Source organism: Luteimonas sp. A649 (assembly GCF_054072735.1).
Genome location: NZ_JBSVRQ010000015.1, coordinates 1 through 1567, shown reverse-complemented (window position 1 = coordinate 1567; position 1567 = coordinate 1). Strand labels below are relative to the sequence as shown.

At 57.0% G+C, this 1567-nt stretch carries 3 protein-coding genes; 1 reads left to right on the top strand and 2 read right to left on the bottom strand.

Annotation, left to right across the window (positions count from 1 at the left end; genetic code table 11):
* The first annotated feature begins 276 nt into the window (after positions 1 to 276).
* The gene (locus tag ACW5E8_RS14770) at positions 277 to 645 is read left to right on the top strand and encodes a hypothetical protein (protein WP_456966300.1); all 369 of its coding nucleotides are present in this window, start codon (positions 277 to 279) and stop codon (positions 643 to 645) included.
* Between the two features lie 15 nt (positions 646 to 660).
* On the opposite strand, the gene ACW5E8_RS14765 is transcribed toward ACW5E8_RS14770, so the two are convergent.
* Positions 661 to 1116 carry a methyltransferase family protein gene (locus ACW5E8_RS14765; protein WP_456966299.1) on the bottom strand — a complete coding sequence of 152 codons (456 nt, stop codon included), beginning with the start codon at positions 1114 to 1116 and terminating at the stop codon, positions 661 to 663.
* A 67-nt stretch (positions 1117 to 1183) separates the two neighbouring features.
* The gene (locus tag ACW5E8_RS14760; RefSeq protein ID WP_456966298.1) at positions 1184 to 1453 is read right to left on the bottom strand and encodes a hypothetical protein; all 270 of its coding nucleotides are present in this window, start codon (positions 1451 to 1453) and stop codon (positions 1184 to 1186) included.
* Between the last annotated feature and the right edge of the window lie 114 nt (positions 1454 to 1567).

Genomic DNA, 1567 nt, shown 5'->3' with positions numbered 1-1567 from the left:
CGAACCGATGAAGCCGCCGAGTCCTACCCACAAGTACGCGCTCATATGTGTTTGAGGCCTAACGCCTGAGTTAAGCCGAACTGCGTAGCGCAGGTAACGGCGTGGCAAGCTCTTTCTGCCACGCCGTTGCCGGAGCGAAGCAGTTTCGGCTTGAACGAACTGTTAGGCCCCCACTCGGATGGCAACAGGTGTGGATTTTATTGTGCCAGTAAAATAGCCACCCCCCTCTAAGTGAGCGCATGGATTCCTGTATTTGTTGAATATCCAAGTAGGAACTTGACCAGTAATGACGGTGCGATCGCCGCTCATTGGCAGGTTGAACTCAGACATTCTTTGGCCATTGATCAGTGGCTCCATTGGGAATCCATCTCGATCTTTGCCACAGTCAGAAATAACGATCGAGAAATAGAGCTCTCGACTGTTGATTATTTTTGCGTCAGCAGGACGAAGCGCCACTTGGACAGAGGTGTTGGCACCAAGGCGGTGCGCGCTGGCGGACAACAGGCTTGGGCGAAATTGGCAACCACCGAGCAACAAGACGAGTACAACTGCTCCTACGCATTGCTTGACCGTATGTTGCGAATGTGTAGCCATTGGGGGCCTAACGCCAGAATTAAGCCGCGCCGCGAAGCAGTGTCGGCTTGAATGAATTGTTAGGCCTCACAGCCACCGTGGGACCTGGCGACAGAATGCCGCATATGCGTCGGGGAAACGAGCCAGCAGCTGCGTCTCCTCGGGGCGGATCTGGAAGCGGGAAAGGTACAAAACCAAGACTGGCACTGCGCCAAGGGCCACAAGATTGCCCAAGTAGAGCGCCCAGCCCAGCAACATCAGGGCATGCCCCAGGTACATGGGGTTGCGGGTAAACCGGTAGACGCCGGATGTAACCAACTGGCTCGCTTTGGCGGGGCGGAGTGGATTGACCGTGGTACCCGCGCGCCGGAAAGCCACCTTAGGGATGATGTTGAGCGCGAGACCTACGCACAGGAGGAAAAGTGTGCCAGGGACGGGAAAGGAGAACGAGGCGCTGGGAAGAAGCTCGGCGATGCCGAAGGCCAGGGCGCACATCAGCACCAGCACGACCAGTGGCGGAACTCTTGTCTCAAGCCAGCGCATCAGTTGGAGTGAGGCCTAACGCCTGAATTAAGCCGCGCCGCGAAGCGGCGTCGGCTTGAATGAATTGTTAGGCCGCGCCACCACGGGCGCTACCTGCACTGCTGTCATGGACTGCAAGGAAGTCTGAGGCGGTGAGGCCATACTCATACTCCGCTTGCGCAAACGCTGCCTCCAGGTCTTCGTGCCAAGTGTCACCGCAAACCTCCCCACCTTTGGTGTACCGGTAGAAGAAGTAGTGATCGCCTCCAGGCTCAGGCTCGATCTCGACGCGGTCTGGCAATAGCATTGCGCCGCTTTTGATCAACTCGCCACCAGGAATGTGCCCGATGGTGTGCATGCCTGGGCGTTTGAACTCTCTAGGTCGTGCGACATACTTCATAGCGGCCTAACGCCAGAGTTAAGCCGAGACGCGTAGTGGAGCGAAACACATGGCAAGCTTTACCTGCCATGT

What these genes read in the sequence shown, in the direction of transcription:
- ACW5E8_RS14765 (WP_456966299.1), bottom strand. Translation starts at nt 1,116, where the DNA reads ATGCGCTGGCTTGAGACAAGAGTTCCGCCACTGGTCGTGCTGGTGCTG.
- ACW5E8_RS14760 (WP_456966298.1), bottom strand. Translation starts at nt 1,453, where the DNA reads ATGCACACCATCGGGCACATTCCTGGTGGCGAGTTGATCAAAAGCGGC.